Consider the following 19,861-nt stretch of genomic DNA (forward strand, 5'->3'; position numbering starts at 1 on the left):
AGGAGTACCGACAAGCGGCAAAAAAATAACGTGAGCGGGCCCATGCCCGACTGGATCGTTACTCTCTCCCATCCGGACTTTAACCGTCGGCCCCGGAATTACACCGGATCTGCTGACCTTCAGATTTGCACCTGAAGCGCTCGCGGGCTTTCAACCTGTCCTTCATCTTTCACGCCGCTGCTGCATTGCCGCAACGTGAAATCTTTTGGCCATACGCTGATTTACCGCCGGTGGGGAATTTCGCCCCGCCCTGAGAATAAGCGAGTTAACTATAACGCTATTGATTACCTTCATCAACGCCTTTACTCCGCTAAGCGACACACAATTCTGGTTTATGACGCCTGCATATCGCACTACAATGTGTTCTGACACTTACCAGTTCAGGGAAACCACAATGATTGACCCGAAAAAAATTGAGCAACTCGCTCGTCAGGTTCACGAGTCGATGCCGAAAGGGGTTCGGGAGTTCGGGGAAGATATCGAGAAGAAAATCCGTCAGACGCTGCAATCGCAGCTGACGCGTCTCGATCTGGTGAGCCGTGAAGAGTTTGACGTGCAGACTCAGGTCTTACTGCGCACCCGCGAAAAGCTGGCGCTGCTGGAGCAACGCCTCAGCGAGCTGGAAGCGCGTGAGAAACCTGTAGATGTTAAACCTGCGCCCGCCATCCCGCCTGTCGATCCGCAAGAGTAAAAACCACAACGGGCCGTAAGGCCCGTTGATATTTTCAGTGTTCGAGTTCTAGCTTCTTAGCCTGTGTCGCCTGTTGGCAGTAAAGCGCATAGCGTTTGCAAAACCAGCTGCGGTGCGCCTCATCCATATTTCCGGTAACGGCCTGGATATCAACAGGATGGCCCTCAGCCTGCATCCTGGCGAAACTGCGCGCCAGAAAATCAAAATTGTTTAACGAATATACGTTCTTGTCGTTCATCAGCATACCCTCCAGTTATCAAATATCTGTTAAGGCCATATGCTTTTTCTAATTTCAGTATTCTCTTATATGTGTTGAACGGTTGTGCAAAAAGTGCGCATATCAGTTGCCTGACATCACACTTTGGGAACAAGCCAGATGCCCGATGGCGCTGTGCGTATCGGGCCGTCTGTTCAGCGGTTATTTATCGCTGTCTTTCTGGATTTTCTTGATGATATTGGTGGTCGAACAACCGTCTTCGAAGTTAAGCACCAGCACTTCGCCGCCGTTGGCCCAGACTTCTTCGCTACCGGCAATCTCTTCTGGCTTATAGTCACCGCCTTTCACCAGCAGATCCGGCAGCACGCCAGCAATCAGCCGCTGCGGGGTGTCCTCATCGAAAGAAACCACCCAGTCAACGGACTCCAGCGCACCCAGCACGATCATTCGCTGTTCCAGCGGATTCACAGGGCGAGTTTCGCCTTTCAGACGTTTGGTGGAGGCATCGCTGTTCACCGCGACGATCAGGCGATCGCCCAGCTTGCGGGCGTTCGCCAGATAAGACACATGTCCGGCGTGCAGAATGTCGAAAACGCCGTTGGTCATGACCACTTTCTCGCCGCGTTTACGCGCGCTGGCCACGGCCTGTTTCAGTTCGGCTTCCGTCATCACGCCAAAGCCGGTGTCCGCACGACCGCGCACCGCATTTTCCAGTTCGATTGGCGAAACGGTTGATGTTCCCAGTTTACCGACGACAACGCCTGCTGCCGCGTTCGCGAAATAGCAGGCCTCTTCCAGGGAGTTCCCCGCCGCTAATGTGGCCGCCAGTACGCCGATCACCGTATCCCCGGCACCGGTAACGTCATACACTTCCTGCGCCTGGGTCGGCATATGCAGCGGCGCTTTACCCGGTTGCAGCAGCGTCATTCCCTGCTCGGAACGGGTCACCAGCAGCGCAGAAAATTCGAAATCGGCAATCAGCTTCATGCCGCGTTCGACAATCTCTTCTTCACTTTTACATTTACCCGCCACCGCTTCGAACTCAGACAGGTTCGGCGTCAACAGCGTGGCGCCGCGATAACGTTCGAAATCGGTGCCTTTCGGGTCGATCAGCACCGGGACGCCCGCTTTACGCGCAAGCTGAATCATCTGCTGAACGCTGGCCAACGCGCCTTTGGCGTAATCAGACAACACCAGCGCGCCAATTGAGCCCAGCGCCTGGTTAATACGCTCGTGCAATGGCAGCGGATCGACGCCTTCAAAGCCTTCTTCAAAATCCAGGCGAATCAGCTGCTGGTTACGGGAAAGTACACGCAGTTTGGTAATCGTCGGATGCGTAGGCACAGAAACGAAGTCGCATTTTACGTTCACATCCGCCAGCGTTTTGCTCAGCGCGCGCGCCGCATCGTCAATACCGGTCAGACCCACCAGACGCGAATTTGCGCCCAGAGAAGCGATGTTCATCGCCACGTTCGCCGCGCCGCCCGGACGTTCTTCAATGGTGTCCACTTTGACAACGGGCACCGGCGCTTCGGGGGAAATACGGCTGGTCGGCCCGTACCAGTAGCGATCCAGCATCACATCACCAACAACCATGACTCCTGCACGTTCAAACTCTGGCAGCGTTACTTTCATTCCTGTCTCCTGAGAGATTCTCTGAGGGTCTTAAAATTTGCGCGCGATAATAGCACACTTCACCCGGCAACCAGCCACTTCTGCCAGCTTGCCCGTACCAGCGCGCGTTCCTTGCTGAAGCACTCTTGCGCCACATGCCCCGGAAGCTCCTGTAGCGCAAGGTGATGAAGCTCATCGCGCAGCGTGGTATAGGCCTGCGTCAGCGCCTGCGCTTCCTGTTCGTCCATAATGTCGTTTTGCGCCAGCAGTTCCAGAATGCGCACGTTATCGGACCAGCGCGTCAGCTTCGGCTTTTCATGCGCATAGCGCAGCACCAGATATTGGGTAATAAACTCAATATCGGTAATCCCGCCTTCGTCGGCTTTGATATCAAAACGATCGCGATGCTTGTTGCCCAGATGCGCGCGCATTTTCTCGCGCATTTCGCGCACCTCGGTCTGCAATGTTTTGCCTTCGCGGGCGAGGGTCATGATATCGCGACGCACGGCGTCAAACTGCGAGGTCAGTTGCGGGTCTCCATAAACCACACGGGCGCGCACCAGCGCCTGATGCTCCCATGTCCAGGCTTCGTTTTTCTGATAATCGGCAAAGGCTTCCGCCGACGTGACCAGCATTCCCGCCGCGCCGGACGGGCGCAGCCGCGCGTCCACTTCATACAAGATACCGGAAGAGGTGCGGGTGCTGAACAGGTGCATAATGCGCTGCGCCAGGCGTAAGTAGAACTGGCGGCCGTCGATTTCACGCTCGCCGTCGGTCATCACGTCCATTGGGCAATCGTGCAAAAAGATCAGATCAAGATCGGAGCTGTAGCCCAGCTCCCAGCCGCCCAGCTTGCCATAACCCACCACCGCAAACCCGCGTCCGGTGCGCTCAGCAAGGTGCGTCGGCTGCCCATAGCGCGCCACCATTTGCCCCCACGCCTGCTGGACAACGGCGTCGATAATGGCCTCCGCCAGCCAGGTCAGGTGATCGCTGACCTTCATCACCGGCAGCGTACCGGCAATATCCGCCGCCGCAATACGCAACAGCTGCGTTTGTTTAAACTGGCGCAGCGCTTCCAGCTGCTGCTCTTCGTCATCTTCCGGCACACGCAGCAAATACTGGCGTAACTCATCGCGATAAGCGTCGGTCGCCGTTGGCTGATACAGCGTATTCGGATCCAGTAGTTCATCGAGCAACAGCGGATAACGCGCCAGCTGGCTCGCCACCATCGGCGAAGCGGCGCACAGCGAAATCAGGTGCTTCAGCGCGCCGGGAAATTCGCTCAGTAATTCAAGGTAGGTAGTACGCGTAACGATCCCCACCAGCAGCGGCGTAATACGCGACAGCGGCACAGAGGCATCCTCGCGCGAGCACACGTCGCTAAGCAGATGCGGCATCAGATGGTCGAGCACCTGCCGCCCGCGCGGGCCAATGGTGCGCTTATCCAGCTCTTTACGGAAGTCGGCGATTAACGCCAGCACGCGTCCGCGATCGTCGTCAGACAGATGCGCCAGCACTGGCGTGGTATCATCTTCCTGTAGCGCATCCTGCCACAGCTCGCGCCAGTGTTCCGACAGCGTATCTTCCTGGGTATCGGTTTCGTCATCGCCAATCAGTTCGTTAAATACCCGACGCACGTTAGCCATGTGCGCCGCCAGAATGTCGGTGAGCTGCGACCAGTCATCCGTGCGCATTCCCCAGGCCAGGCGCGCCCGGTTCAGTTCATCGCCCGGCAGCGTCTGGGTCTGCTCATCATTGATGCTTTGCAGCAGGTTTTCCAGACGGCGCAGGAAGAGATAGGCCGCGCGTAACTGTCCGGCGTCATTTTCTGGCAACAGGTGCAGCGCATCAATCGCGCTCAGCGTCGGCAGCAACGAGCGAGATTGCAGCGAGGGTTCCCGTCCGCCGCGAATCAACTGGAACACCTGCACGATAAACTCAATTTCACGAATACCGCCGGCGCCAAGCTTAATATTGTCTTTCAGACCGCGACGACGCACTTCACGGGCAATCATCCCTTTCATATTACGCAGGGACTGGATCACGCTGAAATCGATATAGCGGCGGAACACGAAAGGTCGCAACATGGCGCGCAGTTCATCGACATACGCACTGTCGGCAGCGCCCATAATGCGCGCTTTGACCATCGCATAACGCTCCCAGTCGCGCCCTTGTTCCTGGTAATAATCTTCCAGCGCGGCAAAACTCAGCACCAGCGGGCCACTGTCGCCAAACGGGCGCAAGCGCATATCCACCCGGTACACAAAGCCGCCCATCGTCGGCTGGTCCAGCACTTTGATCAAACGCTGCCCCATGCGGGTAAAGAACTGCGCGTTATCCAGCTCGCGCCGACCGCCCCGGGTGGAACCGTGCTCCGGCCAGGCGAAGATCAGATCGATATCCGAGGAGAAATTCAGCTCGCCGCCGCCCAGTTTTCCCATCCCCAGAATCAGCAACGGTTGAGGTACGCCATCATGGTTGCAGGGCGTACCCCATTCGCGACAGCAGGCGTCATACAACCAGTCGCGCGCGGCGACGATCAACGTTTCCGCCAGATGGCTTAGCTGTTGCAGAATGTTTTCTTCTTCCACCAGCGACAGCGCCTGCGCCCAGGCGATACGTACCATGATGCGGCGACGGAATATGCGAAGCTCACGCATCAGCGCCGCTTCATCAGTCACCTGCGCCAACGCGTCCTGTAGCCACGCGGCATAATGCCGCCACTCATCGGCCTGCGGCGGCGCGCTTTCCAGCTCAGTCAGCCATTCGGGATGCGCAATCACGCTGTCCTGCACAAAGTCACTAAATGTAAGTACTGACTTCGCCTGAACGCTAAGCGTGGCTTCAGCCAGGATTTCTGGTAACCGCTCAACCACGGTCTGCCAGTGCTGCTGTAACGGTGAAGAAAGCGGCTTCATTTAAGGTGTGTCCTCAGATGGCTAACTAATCCCGATGAGTGTTGCCGGATGGCGGCGTGACGCCTTATCCGGCCTACAAAACCCGTACACCGTAGGCCTGATAAGATGCGCAGCATCGCCATCAGGCGTTACTGGTTATCGTTTTCCGCTATGCAGCCAGAACGGCTCCTGGAAGATCGCCTCATTGCGGAAGTGTTCAACTTCAATGCGCTGCCCTGTCACAATCGCGTGGCGCAGGCCCTGCCAGTTCTCCAGCCAGGCCTGTACCGCATTCGCGTCGTAATAACCTGCCAGCAGCAAAATGCTGTCAATATCGCGGGTCAGGCGCGGAAGCTGATCGCGATACCGATCGCCCAACGGCTGCCCAAAAGTCGCTTTCAGCTCTGCCGCGTGACGCGACAGGTGAATATCGGCAAAGCGTTTGAAAGAATCGGCCATTTTCGCCTGCGCTTTGGCGTCGAGGAACGGTTGCCAGGCTTTGGTGACCAGCCATTCGGTCAGCGCCAGTTTAGCCATCGCTGTTTGCGTGCTATAGATAGCCGTGATGGCTGAAACCTCAGAGACAAGGGTCGCTTCCGACTGCGTCAGCAAATCGCGTAAGTGAGCGCTTGCTTTACGCGGTACAATGCCGCCAAACAGCATCAGCGCATGGCGAACCAGCCCCATCGCCGCCAGTACATCCGCTTTGGCGGCGTCATTTCCACGCACCCACAGTTCTTCATGGTACTGCCATTGCGACAATGCCAGCTCCAGCGCCGCTTCCAGCCCCTGCTCAATGCTGGCTTTGGCTGGCGCTTTCAGCACCGCAGTAGGTCTGATCCCACGCGGAGCATTCCCCTGCGCCAGATGATATCCCCGTGCGGCCTTGCTCAGGCTGCCCTGACGCAGACCCGCTTGCGACACCAGTTGGTTTGCCAGTTTCAACACCGCACGGGTCTCGCCGCTTAACAGTTCCAGCTCCAGCTCACAAATTGGCTCGGCACATTCTCCGGCCTTCACTTCGCCAAGATCGAGCGCAATTTCAATACGGCTGCCGTCAACGTCCACCAGCCATTTCTCACGGTAAAAATCGGTGCTGAACAGCGGCTGCACGCGTGAAGCGAGATCCGCGGGCAGCTCGCCGTTCGGCCAGACCTCCTGCGGGAGCCGTGCGAGATCCAACGTCGGCTCGCTCAGCGCAACATTGTATTCCGGCCGTTGATGCAGGCCCCCCGTAACCCGACCGGCGATTTTCATGGTCATTTCATAACGACCATTCTCGCCACGGATGCGCAGACCCATATCATGGCCACGCAACCACTTGTCCGGCGTTTCGTAGTAAATGTTCTGTAACTGGCTGGGCGCATGGTGCTCGCCGCCGAGTGTTTGTAGATGGTCACGCAACGCATCTACAGCGTCGTGATTAACGATAAACTTTAATTCGATTTCCTGAGCCATTGCCTTGTACTTATGGGTTATGTCACATATGGGAAGAATGACGGCGAACTTAACGCGTTCTTTTTTGTCAGTAGATAGTATTTTGCGCCAAATTGCCATGCAACGAGCAATTTGACGGGCGTAAAAGTTTAAAACAGTGGCAAAGATGACACAGATGATTCCGATTGATGTCGAATGCTTTGCGTAGAGACACTGATGCCACTACTATCGTTCCACTTTTTATGACAAAAACGACAGCCTGATGCCAAAATTACGCCTGATTGGATTAACTTTACTTGCACTTAGCGCCACTGCCGTCTCCCACGCAGAAGAGAAGCGCTATGTCTCTGACGAACTGAATACCTGGGTCCGCAGCGGTCCGGGAGATAATTATCGCCTCGTGGGTACGGTGAATGCCGGCGAGGAAGTGACATTATTACAGACTGACGCCAACACGAATTACGCTCAGGTGAAAGACAGTACAGGTCGTACTGCCTGGATCCCGATGAAAGAGCTGAACAGCTCGCCCAGCCTGCGTATCCGCGTACCGGATCTGGAAAATCAGGTTAAGACGCTGACCGACAAGCTGAACAATATTGATACCACCTGGAATCAGCGCACGGCCGACATGCAGCAAAAAGTGTCGCAGAGCGACAGCGTGATTAACGGGTTGAAAGAAGAAAACCAGAAGCTGAAAAACGAGCTGATCGTGGCGCAGAAGAAAGTCAGCGCCGCCAATCTGCAACTTGATGACAAGCAGCGCACCATCATTATGCAGTGGTTCATGTATGGCGGCGGCGTGCTGGGGCTCGGCCTGCTGCTCGGTCTGGTTCTCCCGCACATGATCCCAAGCCGTAAACGCAAAGACCGCTGGATGAACTAAATCGCCTTCTCTGCCGCACTGACATATGATTAAGGGATGATTTTTTCAGGAAGGGAAAGTGGCGTGAAGATTTATCTGGTCGGTGGTGCTGTTCGGGATGCGTTGTTAGGGCTACCGGTCAAAGATAAAGATTGGGTGGTGGTTGGCGCCACGCCGCAGGAGATGCTTGACGCGGGCTACCAGCAGGTAGGCCGCGATTTTCCCGTGTTTCTTCATCCGCAAACGCGTGAAGAGTATGCGCTGGCGCGCACCGAGCGTAAATCCGGTTCAGGCTATACCGGCTTTACCTGCTATGCCGCGCCGGACGTGACGCTGGAAGAAGACCTGCAACGTCGCGACCTCACCATTAATGCCCTCGCGCAGGATGACGACGGCCATATCGTCGACCCCTATCAGGGGCGTCGCGATCTGGACAATCGCCTGCTGCGCCATGTTTCCCCCGCCTTTAGCGAAGATCCGCTGCGCGTGTTGCGCGTGGCGCGTTTTGCCGCCCGCTACGCGCACCTCAGTTTCCGCATCGCTGATGAAACCCTGGCGTTGATGCGCGACATGACCGCCGCAGGCGAACTGGAACACCTCACGCCGGAGCGCGTATGGAAGGAGACCGAGAACGCCTTAACCACGCGCAATCCGCAGGTTTTCTTTCAGGTGCTGCGCGACTGCGGCGCGCTACGCGTTCTGTTCCCGGAAGTGGACGCGCTGTTTGGCGTTCCGGCTCCGGCAAAGTGGCACCCGGAAATCGATACCGGCATCCACACATTGATGACGTTATCAATGGCCGCCATGCTCAGCCCGAACGTTGATGTGCGTTTCGCCACGCTCTGTCACGACCTTGGCAAAGGGTTGACGCCCAAAGCGCTCTGGCCGCGCCATCATGGTCACGGCCCGGCAGGCGTAAAGCTGGTCGAGCAGTTATGCCAGCGTCTGCGCGTGCCGAATGAGATTCGGGATTTAGCCAAACTGGTGGCGGAATTCCACGATCTCATCCATACCTTCCCGATTTTGCAGCCGAAAACGATCGTGAAGCTGTTCGATTCGATTGACGCCTGGCGTAAGCCGCAGCGCGTAGAGCAAATCGCCCTGACCAGCGAGGCCGACGTGCGCGGTCGTACCGGTTTTGAGGCGTCTGACTATCCGCAAGGTCGCTGGCTGCGCGAAGCGTGGCTGGTCGCGCAGGCGGTGCCGACAAAAGAGGTGGTGGAGGCAGGCTTTAAAGGCGCGGAGATCCGCGAAGAACTCACCAGACGGCGAATTGCAGCGGTGGCTAACTGGAAGGAACGGCGTTGCCCGAAACCCGAGGCGTAAGCTCACCGTTTTGTTGCCGGATGGCGCTCCGCTTATCCGGCAACAAAATCGAACCGTAGGCCGGATAAGGCATTTACGCCGCCATCCGGCATCAAGCGTTATCAGAAGAAAACAACGTAGACCGCAGCAGCCACGATAAAGCGGTAAATCGCAAACGGAATGAACGAGATACGCTTAATCAATTGCAGGAAGGTTTTGATGGCGATCAGCGCCACAATGAACGCAGTCACAAATCCCACGGCGAACATGGGGATATCTTCCACCGTCAGGAACGACCAGCTCTTGTAGAGATCCAACGCCGTCGCGCCCATCATCATCGGAACGGCCAGCAGGAATGAGAATTCCGATGCGGCATAGCGACTCACCCCCATCAACATCCCACCGGAAATGGTCGCGCCGGAACGGGAAAAGCCCGGCCACAGCGCCAGACACTGGAAGCAGCCAATCATAAACGCCTGACGATACGTCATATCGTCCAGGCCCGGCGCGCGCGGCTCTTTCGGCTTCAGGCATTCCGCGGCAATCAGCAGCAGACCGCCCACGACCAGCGCATACATCACGTTGACGGGATTAAACAAAGACTTAATGGTGTCATGGAACACCAGGCCCAGCACCACGGCCGGGATCATCCCCAGCACAATATGCCCTAACGTCAGGCGTCCTTTTCCGGTGCCTTCATGCGGTTGTTTGCCAAAGTGAATGCCGATCAGGCCGAACAAACGCCGCCAGAACATCACCACCACCGCCAGGATCGATCCCAACTGAATTACCACCTCAAACGTCTCTGCCGTATCGCCTTCAAAACCCAACAGGTGACCAACAATGATCATATGGCCCGTGCTGGAGACGGGCAAAAACTCCGTCAATCCTTCGACCACACCCAAAATTGCCGCCACCAGCAGCGAGTGTATATCGCTCATCAATAAACCCCTAAATCAAAAAAAACGAACAGCAGTTATGACTCCAGCTTTAAGACCCATATATCGCCGTTTGGTTTAAAAACTATGAAGTTAATTATTTTCTTTCAGATTATTGCCACGCTCAATGATAACGCCAACATTCGCCGCACGCGCTACGGCGCCGGGCTTACTGAGCTTGATGCGTACCCACGGAGAGTTAAAGCGGCTGAGCAGCAGATCCGCCACCTCTTCCGCTACGCGTTCGACTAACGCAAAACGGCCGCCCTCCACATGGCTGACTACCGTATCGGCAATGTCGGCATAGCTCAGACAATCCGCAACGTCGTCGCTTCTGGCTGACTTACGGTTGTCCCACGCCATTTCGATATCGAACACCAGTTTCTGTTCGATAGTTTGCTCCCAGTCGTAAACACCGATAGTGGTGATTACCGAAAGTTGCTCTATAAATACAATATCCATCACGACCTGCCTGCTTTTTGGCTAACCCGGATACCACTTCCGGCGAAATATGCGTATTATCCACAGAAGTAGCGTTTAACACGACATTTTCAAAACGGAACAGCTTATGAGTGCAATCGCGCCTGGAATGATCCTCTTCGCGTACCTCTGCGGCTCAATTTCCAGTGCCATTCTGGTCTGCCGCATTGCAGGTTTACCCGACCCGCGTCAGAGTGGCTCCGGTAACCCTGGCGCGACCAATGTGTTACGCATAGGGGGCAAGGGAGCAGCCGTAGCGGTACTGATTTTCGACGTCCTCAAAGGCATGCTGCCGGTCTGGGGCGCTTATGCATTAGGCGTAACCCCTTTCTGGCTGGGCCTGATTGCCATCGCCGCCTGTCTGGGGCACATCTGGCCGGTCTTTTTTGGCTTCAAAGGCGGAAAAGGCGTCGCGACCGCATTCGGCGCGATCGCGCCCATCGGCTGGGACTTAACTGGCGTGATGGCGGGCACCTGGCTGCTGACCGTCTTACTGAGCGGTTACTCGTCATTGGGCGCGATCGTCAGCGCGCTGATTGCGCCATTCTACGTGTGGTGGTTTAAACCCCAGTTCACCTTCCCGGTCTCTATGCTGTCTTGCCTGATTTTGCTGCGCCACCATGACAACATCCAGCGCCTGTGGCGTCGTCAGGAGACGAAGATCTGGACGAAACTTAAGAAGAAGCGCGAGAAAGATCCGCAGTAGCTTTTTACACCACGCCGTAGGCCAGGTAAGGCGAAGCCGCCATCAGGCACATACGCATCGCCGGATGGCGACGCAAAGCGTCTTATCCGGCCTACAGATGGGTTCACCACGCCACCTGATATCCCTCGTCTGGCTTGCCGAGTCGCTTCTGGCACCATGCCGCCAGAAACTCCACACATACCCGTAACTTTACGCTGCGGTACAGCGGTTCCTGATAGACCGCCCAGATATTGGCGCTCTGCGCATACTCCGGCAATACCCTCACCAGTTTACCGCTCGCCAGAAACGGCTGCACATCCCACTCTGAACGCAGCATGATCCCTTTGCCCTCCAGCGCCCACTGCAAAACAATTTCACCGCTATTGGAAGAGAGGTGTCCGGTTACTTTCACTGATTTTTTCTCTTGCCCGTTCCCCAGTTCCCATATGCCGTGGGTCATATCACGTTCTTTTGTCACCAGACAATCATGACCGCTTAATTCTTGTAAGGTTTTCGGCTCAGGATATTTATGGAGATATGCGGGAGACGCGCATAATATTCTTTTATTCTTTGTTAACAAATGCGCAATATAATAATCAGGAATTTCATCGTTAATCCGAATATCCAGATCGATATTATCCTGTACCAAATCAATTTGCCGATCGAAGAGTTCAAAGTGAACCTGTAATTCAGGATAATTGCGCATCAGGTCGGTAATGGCAGGTGCAATATAACTGCGGCCAAAACCAAAACTACAGCCAATGCGAATCATTCCCTCCGGGCGCGTTTTAATTTGCGTCACCTCATCCACCAGCCGCTGATAGTGCGTGAGGAGCTTCAGCGCATGTTCATAGCAGCGTTGCCCGCTTTCCGTCAGCGCAACACCTCTTGCCGAGCGGTTCAACAGCGTGGTGGCAAGGGTTGTCTCAAGAATCTGAATCCGTTTCGTCACGAACGCGGGCGTTTGCCCCAGCGCCGCCGCTGCCGCGCTAAAGCTTCCCGTATGGACAATTTCAACCAAAACCTGTAGGTCTTTGGCTAAGGGATAGTTGTTCAGCATCTGTCGGTTATCCGTGATTTTAATACGCGCAGTGTAAATCTCTTAACGTCGTTAAACCCTGCCTTTGCTCAATTTTCATCACCTTTCTGTAGTGTGATTCACGAACTGTTAATTGCATATACACAGTGACAAAAAATATAAAACCACACCTTTAGTGGTAGTTTACTCCAGAGAATTTATTTCCAGATTAATAAAAGAACTGGAGTTGATATGATGAGCAATCAAAATAACCAAAATGCGGTTACTACGTTGACGGATATTGTCGCTAATTTTACCGCCATGATCTCCACCCGAATGCCCGATGACGTCGTCGATAAATTAAAACAGCTGCGTGATGCCGAAACCTCATCGATGGGAAACATTATCTACCACACGATGTTCGATAACATGCAGAAAGCAATCGACCTGAACCGCCCGGCCTGCCAGGACACGGGTGAAATTATGTTCTTCGTGAAGGTCGGTTCCCGCTTCCCGCTGCTGGGCGAGCTGCAAAGTATTCTTAAGCAGGCCGTGGAAGACGCCACCGTAAAAGCGCCGCTACGCCATAACGCGGTCGAAATCTTCGACGAAGTGAATACCGGCAAAAACACCGGCAGCGGCGTGCCGTGGGTCACCTGGGAGATTATTCCCGATGGCGACGATGCGGAAATTGAAGTTTATATGGCGGGCGGCGGTTGCACGCTGCCAGGGCGTTCCAAAGTGCTGATGCCTTCCGAAGGCTACGAAGGCGTGGTGAAATTCGTCTTTGAAAACATCTCCACGCTGGCGGTCAATGCCTGTCCACCGGTACTGGTCGGCGTGGGCATCGCAACCTCCGTCGAAACCGCCGCCGTGCTTTCCCGCAAAGCGATTCTGCGCCCGATAGGCACCCGTCATCCGAATCCAAAGGCAGCAGAGCTTGAGCTGCGGCTGGAAGAAGGGCTAAACCGCCTGGGAATCGGCCCACAAGGGCTGACCGGCAACAGCTCGGTGATGGGCGTACACATCGAATCCGCCGCCCGTCATCCGTCAACCATTGGCGTGGCTGTCTCCACCGGCTGCTGGGCGCACCGTCGCGGTACGCTGCTGGTTCATTCTGACCTCTCCTTCGAAAACCTGTCCCACACCCGGAGCGCGTTATGAAAAAGATCCTCACTACCCCGATCAAAGCCGAAGACCTGGAAGATATCCGCGTTGGCGATGTGATCTACCTGACCGGAACGCTGGTGACCTGTCGCGACGTTTGTCACCGCCGCCTGATCGAACTCAAGCGCCCCATTCCTTACGATCTCAATGGCAAAGCGATTTTCCACGCCGGGCCGATTGTGCGTAAAAACGGTGATAAATGGGAGATGGTCTCCGTCGGCCCGACCACCAGCATGCGTATGGAAGCCTTTGAAAAAGAGTTCATTGAGCAGACCGGCGTGAAGCTGGTGGTCGGAAAAGGCGGTATGGGGCCGCTGACCGAAGAAGGCTGCCAGAAATTCAAAGCGCTGCACGTCATCTTCCCGGCTGGCTGCGCGGTGCTGGCGGCGACCCAGGTCGAAGAGATAGAAGAGGTGCACTGGACGGAACTCGGCATGCCGGAATCGCTGTGGGTTTGCCGGGTGAAAGAGTTCGGGCCGCTGATTGTTTCTATCGATACCCACGGCAACAACCTGATCGCCGACAACAAAAAACAGTTCGCCGAGCGTCGCGGTCCCATCGTTGACGAGATCTGCGAGTACGTGCACTACATCAAATAACCCTTCAGGAGAGGCGCTACGCCTCTCCCTTTTCTCAGGGATACGACAATGGCACCTTTATCTGGTTGGTGGCGATACCTGGCTCCACTGGTGGTCATCGCCATTATTGCTGTTTTGCCCGTCCCCACCGGTCTTGAGAGCCACACCTGGCTCTATTTTGCGGTCTTTACCGGCGTCATTGTGGGACTCATTCTGGAACCTGTACCGGGCGCGGTCGTGGCGATGATCGGGATTTCGATCATTGCCGTTCTGTCGCCGTGGCTGCTGTTCAGCCCCGATCAGCTCGCGCAGGAAGGCTTCAAATTTACCGCCAAAGCCCTCTCGTGGGCGGTGTCTGGTTTTTCTAACTCGGTTATCTGGCTGATTTTCGCCGCCTTTATGTTTGGCACCGGCTATGAAAAAACCGGTCTCGGTCGGCGAATTGCGTTGATGCTGGTGAAGAAGATGGGCCATCGCACGCTGTTTCTTGGCTATGCGGTGATGTTTTCCGAGCTGATTCTCGCCCCGGTCACGCCGTCTAACTCCGCGCGCGGCGCCGGGATCATCTACCCGATTATCCGCAACCTGCCGCCGCTCTATAACTCGCAGCCTAACGACGCCAGTTCCCGCTCCATTGGCTCGTATATTATGTGGATGGGCATCACCGCCGACTGCGTTACCAGCGCCATTTTCCTGACGGCGATGGCGCCTAACCTGTTGCTGATTGGCCTGATGAAAAGCGCATCCCATACGGCGCTAAGCTGGGGCGACTGGTTCTCAGGAATGCTGCCGCTAAGCATTCTGCTGGTCTTGCTGGTTCCGTGGCTGGCCTACGTGCTGTATCCGCCAGTACTGAAGTCGGGCGACCAGGTGCCGCGCTGGGCGGAAGCAGAGCTAAAGGAGATGGGCCCGCTCTGCTCGCGCGAGAAAAAGATGCTGGTGCTGATGGTCGGCGCGCTGGTGCTGTGGATCTTCGGCAGCGATTACATTGATGCCGCGATGGTCGGTTATAGCGTGGTGGCATTGATGCTGGTATTACGCATCATCTCCTGGGATGACATCGTCAGCAATAAAGCGGCATGGAACGTTTTCTTCTGGCTGGCCTCGCTGATTACGCTCGCCACCGGACTGAACAATACCGGCTTTATCACCTGGTTTGGCAAACTGCTGGCAAACGGGCTAAGCGGCTATTCGCCGATGATGGTGATGGTCGCGCTCATCGTGGTGTTTTATCTGTTACGCTACTTTTTTGCCAGCGCCACCGCTTATACTTCCGCGCTGGCGCCGATGATGATTGCCGCCGCGCTGGCGATGCCGGACATCCCCTTACCGGTGTTTTGCCTGATGGTCGGCGCCGCCATTGGTCTGGGCAGCATTCTCACCCCCTATGCGACCGGCCCAAGCCCCATCTACTACGGTAGCGGTTATCTGCCGACGGTGGATTACTGGCGGTTGGGCGCTATTTTTGGCCTGATCTTCCTGGTTCTGCTGGTAATAACCGGCCTTGTCTGGATGCCTCTCGTTTTGCTGTAAACCTCGTTGGGGCGGCATGACGTCGCCTCTTTTTTCCATAAGCTTCTCGTATGACCGTTTTCCCGATGCGCTGAGGCATACTTTTTTGTATGCACTCCCCTCACGCTGATAAGGGAAACGCTCTGGACACCGTTGCGCACAAGACTCTCACACGGGGCTGGCAGGCCGAACTGGATCTGCGGTTTACCCGCGCCGCGCATAAAACAGTGCTCACTTCGGCGCGACACGTCGGCCCGCTGACGGTACAGCGTCCGTTTTACCCGGAAGACGACGTTTGCCACCTCTATTTGCTTCATCCGCCGGGCGGTATTGTCGGGGGCGATGAACTCACGATTTCCGCCACGCTTGCAACAGACAGCCATGCGTTAATCACCCAGCCTGGCGCAGGGAAGTTTTACCGCAGTCGCGGCCCTCAGGCGCAGCTGCGGCAGGATTTTTATCTCGCCCCACAGGCCACGCTGGAGTGGCTGCCGCAGGATACGATCCTTTTTCCCGGCGCGAACGCTAACATCCAGTCGGTCTTTCATCTGGCGCAAGAGAGCCAACTGCTGGCCTGGGATCTGCTCTGTTTGGGGCGACCGGTGATGCAGGAGACCTTCAGCCACGGCACGCTGCGCAACCGCCTGGAAGTATGGCGGGACGGTACGCCGCTATTAATAGAAAGGCTGCACCTTGAGGGAGGAAACCTGCACACCGTCGCCAGACATCCCTGGAGCGGTACGCTGCTCTGTTATCCCGCCACGGAAAAGATGCTGGACGGCGTACGCGAGCAAATTGCCCCCCTCGGCGACTACGCTGGCGCGACGCTGATTGATTCACTGCTGGCCCTGCGCTTCCTCGGGCACGACAACCTGCTTATCCAGCGCGTTATGCGCGCCGTCTGGCAATCCTTACGACCACAACTGACCCAAAAACCGCCATTCCTGCCCCGTATCTGGCAGACATAAGAGAATCACTATGGAACTGACTCCCAGAGAAAAAGACAAGCTGTTGCTCTTTACCGCCGCCCTGGTGGCGGAGCGTCGTCTGGCGCGTGGACTGAAGCTGAACTACCCGGAATCGGTGGCGCTGATCAGCGCTTTCATTATGGAAGGCGCCCGCGACGGCAAAAGCGTGGCGTCACTGATGGAAGACGGTCGCCATGTGTTGACCCGCGATCAGGTGATGGAGGGCGTGCCGGAAATGATCCCGGATATTCAGGTTGAAGCCACCTTTCCAGACGGCTCGAAACTGGTCACCGTTCATAACCCGATCGTATAAAGGAGGAACCATGATTCCAGGCGAATACAGGATCTCCACGGGAAACATCGCGATCAATACAGGCAGAGAAACCTGCACGATCGTGGTTGAGAATCATGGCGATCGCCCGGTTCAGGTCGGATCACACTATCACTTTTACGAGGTCAACCCCGCATTACGCTTTGACAGGCAAGCCGCACGCGGTTTTCGCCTGAACATCCCCGCAGGCACGGCAGTGCGTTTTGAGCCGGGGCAAAAACGCGAGGTCGAACTGGTGCGCGTCGCCGGGGCACAGCGTATTTTTGGTTTTCGCGGCGAAGTAATGGGCTCTCTGGAGGCAGACAATGACTGAGATTTCCCGGCAGGCTTACGCCGACATGTTTGGCCCGACGACCGGCGACCGGGTGCGTCTGGCGGATACCGAACTGTGGATCGAAGTCGAAAACGATCTCACGACCTACGGCGAAGAGGTGAAATTCGGCGGCGGCAAAGTGATCCGCGACGGTATGGGCCAGGGGCAGATGCGTGCTCGCGCGTGTGTGGATCTGGTGATCACCAACGCGCTGATCGTCGATCACTGGGGGATCGTCAAGGCGGACATCGGCATCAAAGACGGCAGGATCTTCGCCATCGGCAAAGCCGGTAACCCGGATATTCAGCCCAATGTGACGATCCCAATTGGCGTCGGCACGGAGGCGATCGCCGGTGAAGGAAAGATCGTTACCGCAGGCGGCGTGGACACGCATATTCACTGGATCTGCCCGCAGCAGGCGGAAGAGGCGCTGGTCTCTGGCGTGACGACCATGATTGGCGGCGGCACCGGCCCGGCAGCGGGCACCAATGCCACCACCTGCACGCCTGGCCCGTGGTACATCGCCCGCATGTTGCAGGCGGCGGACAGCCTGCCGGTGAATATCGGTTTTCTCGGCAAAGGGAATGGCTCGAACCCGGACGCGCTGCGTGAGCAGATTGCCGCCGGCGCGATCGGCCTGAAGATCCACGAGGACTGGGGCGCGACGCCTGCGGCGATCGACTGTGCGCTGACCGTGGCTGAAGAGATGGATATTCAGGTCGCGCTGCACAGCGACACGTTAAACGAGTCCGGTTTCGTCGAGGACACGCTGGCGGCAATTGGCGATCGCACGATCCATACCTTTCATACCGAAGGGGCGGGCGGCGGTCACGCCCCGGATATTATCACCGCCTGCGCGCATCCCCATATTCTCCCCTCCTCCACCAACCCGACGCTGCCTTATACCGTCAACACCATTGACGAGCATCTCGATATGCTGATGGTCTGCCACCATCTCGACCCGGATATCGCCGAAGATGTGGCGTTTGCCGAGTCGCGTATTCGTCGGGAAACCATCGCCGCCGAAGATGTGCTGCACGATCTCGGCGCCTTTTCCCTGACCTCGTCGGATTCCCAGGCGATGGGACGGGTGGGCGAAGTCATTCTGCGCACCTGGCAGGTGGCGCACCGGATGAAAGTACAACGCGGCCCGTTAGCGGAGGAGACGGGCGATAACGACAACCAGCGCGTAAAACGCTACATCGCCAAGTACACGATAAACCCGGCGCTAACCCACGGCATCGCCCATGAGGTCGGTTCTGTTGAGGCCGGAAAGCTGGCGGATCTGGTGCTCTGGTCTCCGGCCTTTTTTGGCGTAAAACCCGCAACACTCATCAAAGGCGGGATGATTGTCTGCGCGCCGATGGGTGATATCAACGCCTCGATTCCTACCCCGCAACCGGTGCATTACCGGCCGATGTTTGGCGCGCTTAGCGCGGCGCGTCATCACTGTCGCCTGACCTTTCTTTCTCAGGCTGCGGTTGAAAACGGCATTGCGCAGCAGCTCAACTTACGCAGCGCCACCGCCGTCGTGAAAGGCTGCCGGACGGTAAAAAAAGCCGACATGATCCACAACAGCCTGCAACCCAACATCACCGTTGACGCCCAGACTTACGAGGTGCGCATTGACGGTGAGCCGATCACCAGCGAACCGGCAGACGTGTTGCCGATGGCCCAGCGTTATTTTTTATTCTGAGGAGACGACATGCTGTATCTGACGCAACGTATTGAAACGCCCGCCGCCGTCACGGCAACGCTGACGCTCCCTATTGATGTCCGCGTCAAAAGCCGGGCGAAGGTAGTGCTGGGCGACGGACGCGAAGCCGGTTTACTGCTGCCGCGCGGTCTGCTGTTACGCGGCGGCGATCGCCTGAGTACGGAAGATGGCGCAGAGGTGGTGGAGATCATCGCCGCAAACGAAGCCGTTTCGGTCGTGCGCTGCGCCGATCCGTTCCTGCTCGCCAAAGCCTGCTACCACCTGGGCAACCGCCACGTTCCGCTGCAAATTCTGCCTGACGAGCTGCGCTATCACCACGATTACGTACTCGACGACATGCTGCGCCAGTTCAGCTTAGAGGTGACTTTCGCGCATCTGCCCTTTGAACCGGAGGCGGGAGCATATGCCAGCGAATCTCACGGCCATCACCACGGCCACGCCCACTGATGACTGACGCCAGACAACGGCTGCGCCTGATGCAGCTCGCCAGCAGCAGTTTACCGGTGGGATCGTTTACCTGGTCTCAGGGGCTGGAGTGGGCGGTGGAGATCGGCTGGGTGAAAAACGCGGAAGACTTTGCGCACTGGCAAACGCAACAGCTGGAGCAGAACTTTTTTACCGTCGACCTGCCGGTTTTCGCCCGGTTGTACCACGCCTGTGAACGGAATGACGTTACCGCCGCTCGCCGCTGGAGCGCATATCTGCTGGCCTGTCGGGAAACCCGGGAACTGCGCGAAGAAGAGCGTAGCCGGGGGGCGGCGTTTACACGCCTGGTGGTGGACTGGGTGCCGGACTGCCCGCAGACGTGGCGTCCGCTTTTTGCCGACAGCCAGCTCTGCGGTATGGCGTGGCTGGGCGTGCGCTGGCGCATCCCGCTGACGGATCTGGCGTTAAGCCTCGGCTACAGCTGGTTAGAAAGCGCGGTGATGGCGGGGGTGAAGCTGGTGCCCTTCGGACAACAGGCGGCGCAGCAGCTCATTCTTTCGCTTTGCGACCATTACGCGCAGGGTATGGCGCAGGCGCTGGCTCGCCCGGATGCGGATCTGGGCTCATCCACGCCGCTGGCCGCCATCGCTTCTGCTCGTCACGAAACACAATATTGCCGATTATTTCGCTCCTGAGGAGACA

The 19,861-nt window shown here is 56.8% G+C and carries 20 protein-coding genes and 1 riboswitch; of the genes, 13 read left to right on the forward strand and 7 right to left on the reverse strand.

Going from position 1 to position 19,861, the window contains the following annotated elements; all coding sequences use genetic code 11:
* Positions 1-56: 56 nt before the first annotated feature.
* A riboswitch (FMN riboswitch) is annotated at positions 57-262 on the reverse strand.
* 132 nt (positions 263-394) lie between these two features.
* Entirely contained in the window at positions 395-691 is a 297-nt protein-coding gene (gene ubiK, locus OGY62_RS00895; protein WP_024130961.1) for a ubiquinone biosynthesis accessory factor UbiK, read from the forward strand.
* 34 nt (positions 692-725) lie between these two features.
* On the opposite strand, the gene glgS is transcribed toward ubiK, so the two are convergent.
* The 4 genes from glgS to OGY62_RS00915 form a co-directional block, all read right to left on the reverse strand.
* Positions 726-935: a cell surface composition regulator GlgS gene (glgS, locus tag OGY62_RS00900; protein ID WP_012135175.1), complete on the reverse strand. Its 210-nt coding sequence runs from the start codon at positions 933-935 to the stop codon at positions 726-728.
* A gap of 174 nt (positions 936-1,109) precedes the next feature.
* Positions 1,110-2,543: a bifunctional D-glycero-beta-D-manno-heptose-7-phosphate kinase/D-glycero-beta-D-manno-heptose 1-phosphate adenylyltransferase HldE gene (gene hldE, locus OGY62_RS00905; RefSeq protein WP_012135177.1), complete on the reverse strand. Its 1,434-nt coding sequence runs from the start codon at positions 2,541-2,543 to the stop codon at positions 1,110-1,112.
* 59 nt (positions 2,544-2,602) lie between these two features.
* Positions 2,603-5,443 (reverse strand): bifunctional [glutamate--ammonia ligase]-adenylyl-L-tyrosine phosphorylase/[glutamate--ammonia-ligase] adenylyltransferase, encoded by a 2,841-nt coding sequence (gene glnE, locus OGY62_RS00910; RefSeq protein WP_286458874.1) that lies wholly within the window; start codon positions 5,441-5,443, stop codon positions 2,603-2,605.
* 135 nt (positions 5,444-5,578) lie between these two features.
* Positions 5,579-6,880 (reverse strand): CYTH domain-containing protein, encoded by a 1,302-nt coding sequence (locus OGY62_RS00915; protein WP_219936578.1) that lies wholly within the window; start codon positions 6,878-6,880, stop codon positions 5,579-5,581.
* A gap of 241 nt (positions 6,881-7,121) precedes the next feature.
* Between OGY62_RS00915 and OGY62_RS00920 the strand changes: the two genes are divergently transcribed.
* Positions 7,122-7,742, forward strand: coding sequence for a TIGR04211 family SH3 domain-containing protein (locus tag OGY62_RS00920; protein ID WP_012135182.1), 621 nt, complete (start codon positions 7,122-7,124; stop codon positions 7,740-7,742).
* Positions 7,743-7,805: 63 nt separating this feature from the next.
* Positions 7,806-9,047: a multifunctional CCA addition/repair protein gene (locus OGY62_RS00925; protein ID WP_012135183.1), complete on the forward strand. Its 1,242-nt coding sequence runs from the start codon at positions 7,806-7,808 to the stop codon at positions 9,045-9,047.
* 101 nt (positions 9,048-9,148) lie between these two features.
* Here OGY62_RS00925 and bacA read toward each other — a convergent pair whose 3' ends face one another.
* Positions 9,149-9,967 carry an undecaprenyl-diphosphate phosphatase gene (gene bacA / locus OGY62_RS00930; protein ID WP_012135186.1) on the reverse strand — a complete coding sequence of 273 codons (819 nt, stop codon included), beginning with the start codon at positions 9,965-9,967 and terminating at the stop codon, positions 9,149-9,151.
* Between the two features lie 90 nt (positions 9,968-10,057).
* Positions 10,058-10,426, reverse strand: coding sequence for a bifunctional dihydroneopterin aldolase/7,8-dihydroneopterin epimerase (folB, locus tag OGY62_RS00935; RefSeq protein ID WP_012135187.1), 369 nt, complete (start codon positions 10,424-10,426; stop codon positions 10,058-10,060).
* A gap of 106 nt (positions 10,427-10,532) precedes the next feature.
* Between folB and plsY the strand changes: the two genes are divergently transcribed.
* Positions 10,533-11,150 carry a glycerol-3-phosphate 1-O-acyltransferase PlsY gene (gene plsY, locus OGY62_RS00940; RefSeq protein WP_012135188.1) on the forward strand — a complete coding sequence of 206 codons (618 nt, stop codon included), beginning with the start codon at positions 10,533-10,535 and terminating at the stop codon, positions 11,148-11,150.
* 103 nt (positions 11,151-11,253) lie between these two features.
* On the opposite strand, the gene ttdR is transcribed toward plsY, so the two are convergent.
* On the reverse strand, positions 11,254-12,189 hold the full coding sequence (ttdR, locus tag OGY62_RS00945) for an L-tartrate utilization transcriptional activator TtdR (protein WP_047461143.1): 936 nt from the start codon (positions 12,187-12,189) through the stop codon (positions 11,254-11,256).
* A gap of 210 nt (positions 12,190-12,399) precedes the next feature.
* On the opposite strand from ttdR, the gene ttdA reads away from it, so the two are divergent.
* From ttdA to OGY62_RS00990, 9 genes are all read left to right on the forward strand, one after another.
* A complete protein-coding gene (gene ttdA, locus OGY62_RS00950; RefSeq protein ID WP_012135190.1) occupies positions 12,400-13,311 on the forward strand; it encodes a L(+)-tartrate dehydratase subunit alpha in 912 nt (303 codons plus the stop codon).
* Positions 13,308-13,913: a L(+)-tartrate dehydratase subunit beta gene (gene ttdB, locus OGY62_RS00955; RefSeq protein ID WP_012135191.1), complete on the forward strand. Its 606-nt coding sequence runs from the start codon at positions 13,308-13,310 to the stop codon at positions 13,911-13,913. Before ttdA ends, ttdB begins: the two co-directional genes overlap by 4 nt.
* A gap of 48 nt (positions 13,914-13,961) precedes the next feature.
* Positions 13,962-15,425, forward strand: coding sequence for an anion permease (locus tag OGY62_RS00960; protein WP_286458879.1), 1,464 nt, complete (start codon positions 13,962-13,964; stop codon positions 15,423-15,425).
* Between the two features lie 89 nt (positions 15,426-15,514).
* The gene (locus OGY62_RS00965) at positions 15,515-16,372 is read left to right on the forward strand and encodes an urease accessory protein UreD (protein ID WP_199972207.1); all 858 of its coding nucleotides are present in this window, start codon (positions 15,515-15,517) and stop codon (positions 16,370-16,372) included.
* Positions 16,373-16,382: 10 nt separating this feature from the next.
* Positions 16,383-16,685: an urease subunit gamma gene (locus OGY62_RS00970; RefSeq protein WP_042289336.1), complete on the forward strand. Its 303-nt coding sequence runs from the start codon at positions 16,383-16,385 to the stop codon at positions 16,683-16,685.
* 10 nt (positions 16,686-16,695) lie between these two features.
* Positions 16,696-17,016: an urease subunit beta gene (locus OGY62_RS00975; protein ID WP_012135195.1), complete on the forward strand. Its 321-nt coding sequence runs from the start codon at positions 16,696-16,698 to the stop codon at positions 17,014-17,016.
* Positions 17,009-18,712 (forward strand): urease subunit alpha, encoded by a 1,704-nt coding sequence (gene ureC, locus OGY62_RS00980; protein WP_200092908.1) that lies wholly within the window; start codon positions 17,009-17,011, stop codon positions 18,710-18,712. The genes OGY62_RS00975 and ureC overlap by 8 nt, the downstream gene beginning before the upstream one ends.
* A 9-nt stretch (positions 18,713-18,721) precedes the next feature.
* Positions 18,722-19,180, forward strand: coding sequence for an urease accessory protein UreE (ureE, locus tag OGY62_RS00985; RefSeq protein ID WP_200029820.1), 459 nt, complete (start codon positions 18,722-18,724; stop codon positions 19,178-19,180).
* Positions 19,180-19,854 carry an urease accessory protein UreF gene (locus tag OGY62_RS00990; RefSeq protein ID WP_200029822.1) on the forward strand — a complete coding sequence of 225 codons (675 nt, stop codon included), beginning with the start codon at positions 19,180-19,182 and terminating at the stop codon, positions 19,852-19,854. Before ureE ends, OGY62_RS00990 begins: the two co-directional genes overlap by 1 nt.
* Positions 19,855-19,861 lie beyond the last annotated feature (7 nt).

The organism is Citrobacter sp. CK198 (assembly GCF_030333295.1).
GTDB classification, from domain to species: Bacteria; Pseudomonadota; Gammaproteobacteria; order Enterobacterales; family Enterobacteriaceae; genus Citrobacter_B; species Citrobacter_B koseri.